This window comes from Trinickia sp., assembly GCF_036503415.1.
Taxonomy (GTDB): domain Bacteria; phylum Pseudomonadota; class Gammaproteobacteria; order Burkholderiales; family Burkholderiaceae; genus Trinickia.
Window position 1 is genome coordinate 1 of record NZ_DASXWY010000164.1, and the last position, 2,203, is coordinate 2,203.

The 2,203-nt window shown below is 59.0% G+C and carries 3 protein-coding genes; 1 reads left to right on the forward strand and 2 read right to left on the reverse strand.

The annotated features are described in order from the left end of the window. Nucleotides 1-494, reverse strand: a 494-nt coding sequence (locus VGL01_RS20735; protein ID WP_331572678.1) for a hypothetical protein, incomplete at its 3' end; no start/stop codon positions are given. Between the two features lie 522 nt (nt 495-1,016). Here VGL01_RS20735 and arsH point away from each other — a divergent pair. Then, nucleotides 1,017-1,772 carry an arsenical resistance protein ArsH gene (arsH, locus tag VGL01_RS20740; RefSeq protein WP_331572680.1) on the forward strand — a complete coding sequence of 252 codons (756 nt, stop codon included), beginning with the start codon at nt 1,017-1,019 and terminating at the stop codon, nt 1,770-1,772. Between the two features lie 66 nt (nt 1,773-1,838). On the opposite strand, the gene VGL01_RS20745 is transcribed toward arsH, so the two are convergent. Continuing rightward, nucleotides 1,839-2,135: a hypothetical protein gene (locus VGL01_RS20745; RefSeq protein WP_331572682.1), complete on the reverse strand. Its 297-nt coding sequence runs from the start codon at nt 2,133-2,135 to the stop codon at nt 1,839-1,841. Nucleotides 2,136-2,203: the final 68 nt, after the last annotated feature.

Below are 2,203 nucleotides of genomic sequence, written 5' to 3' on the forward strand. Positions count from 1 at the left end.
GGTAGGTTGAGCTTGTTGAAGTTGGCCATATCCCAGTTCATATCGCCCGCGATCGCCCAGGTGTCGCCGAGCGCACCGTGCATGAATTCGGCTGCGTTCTCGATTTGGTTTTTTGTCAGGCCCGTCTGACCGGATTTGAAATGAGCAAATCCGACCCCGAGCTTGTTCTCGATCGTACACAACAGGAAGTTGCGATTCAGGTGGTTCAGCTGGTCGTAGGACAAACTAAAACCGACGGACTTTTTGTGCATGACGACATAGGCATTGCTATGCCCACCGTCGAGCGATTCGCAAAGGTAGTGCTCGGAATACACACTCTTTAGAAAAGCGACGTAGTCTTGGATTCGCGCCGAGTGCACCTCGCAGAGAAAGATCAAGTCCGTCCCTCGCTTGCAGCAAAAGTCGACGAACTCGGAAACCTTTTGCTGCTTGAAGGGATCCGACGACTGCCCGTTTTTCTCGATGTTGAAAGCTGCGATGGTGATGTAAGTCATGTTCGTTGCTCCTCTCAAAGCAATGTGGGGACTTGCTGGCGATGTATGTCATGCATTTCGGCTGCGGGGCCGACACCGGAATAGCTCGGATCGGTGGGGCTGATCTGAGACGCGTTTCGCGTATTTGGGAAGGTACGGGAACAGCAGGTCCGCGATAAATACGTCAAATGCGGTATCACCCGACGAAACGCAGCGAAACCGCGAAATTGCCTCGCGACTGGGTCGATCGTTTGCTGAGCCTTGGGTGTGTCGCGATACAGACGAACCCATTCCCACCGATCTCGAACTCGCGACGTATCTCGTTCGGCACGGCGTCCAGCGGCTGGTCGAGATCAAGCCCATGCCAGACTGATGACCGAACTCGCGGGCTGCGGAACGGAAGCCGTTATCATCGGTGACAGCCGGCCACGCGCGAAGCGCCTGGCGGCCGAGCAGATCTCCTTCAAACGCCTCCGCCCGTGCAAATGCGAGCCGTCGCGGTGAGCTCATCGCATCGCAGACAATTGCCTTAATATCGACGTAATGGACCCTCTCCTCCCAGCCGCCAACCCCGAATTCCTCGACACCGCGATCGCGGCACGCCTGGGCATGCCGGACGCCCCACCGGCGCGTATCCTGCTGCTCTACGGCTCGTTGCGCCAGCGTTCCTATTCCCGCTTGCTCGTAGAGGAAGCCGCTCGCCTGCTGCAGCATTTCGGTGCCGAGACGCGCATATTCGATCCGCGCGGGCTGCCTTACCCCGATGCCGTCGAAGGCAACGACCACCCGAAGGTCAAGGAATTACGCGACCTTTCGATCTGGTCCGAGGGCCAGGTCTGGTGCAGTCCTGAACGTCACGGCACGATTTCCGGCGTCATGAAGACGCAGATCGACCAGCTACCTCTGTTCATGGGCGGTATCCGCCCCACGCAGGGCCGAACGCTCGCCGTCATGCAAGTAAGCGGCGGCTCCCAATCGTTCAACACGGTCAATCAATTGCGCCAGCTCGGCCGATGGATGCGCATGTTCACCATCCCGAATCAAAGTTCGGTCGCCAAAGCGTTCGAGGAGTTCGACGACGAAGGGCGTATGAAGCCGTCGCCATACTACGACCGCGTCGTCGACGTGATGGAGGAACTCGTGAAGTTCACGTTGCTGCTGCGCGGGCGGTCCGATTACCTCGTCGACCGATACAGCGAACGTGTCGCAGCAGGGCGGCCGCTCGATCCGGCGACCGACCTTGCGTCGTTGGCGGTGGGGCGGGGCGAGTCGACGCCGCCGCAAGATGACATCGAGTAAGAGCAGTCGCAACGCTGCGATTCGTCGCCGAAGCTCATCGAACGCCGCCCACCCCCCAGGCTTCGGCTACTTGCTCGACTCTTCGTCCGACGTCGCCTTATCCTTGCCGACCGCCTTTCGGACAGCATGTTTGGTCGCGTAGTACCCACTGCGCGCACCGCTTGCGATGGCGTGGCCGGCTGCCTTGGCGGTACTGGCCGCGCCATGTGCAGCCTCGCGCGCATCCTCGCCGAATTTCTTGCCGGCGGCTTTCACGTTCTCTTTCGCCTCATGCGCCGTTTCCTTCACGTCCGCATAAGCGGCAGGGCTCAATATCGCCGGAATCAAAGCGACAAGCAGCAAACGACGGACTGTTGTTCTCATATGATTGCTCCTTTTCATCGTCATAAAGTTCATCGGAGGTCCTGAAGATCGGCCATCCTTTCAACCGG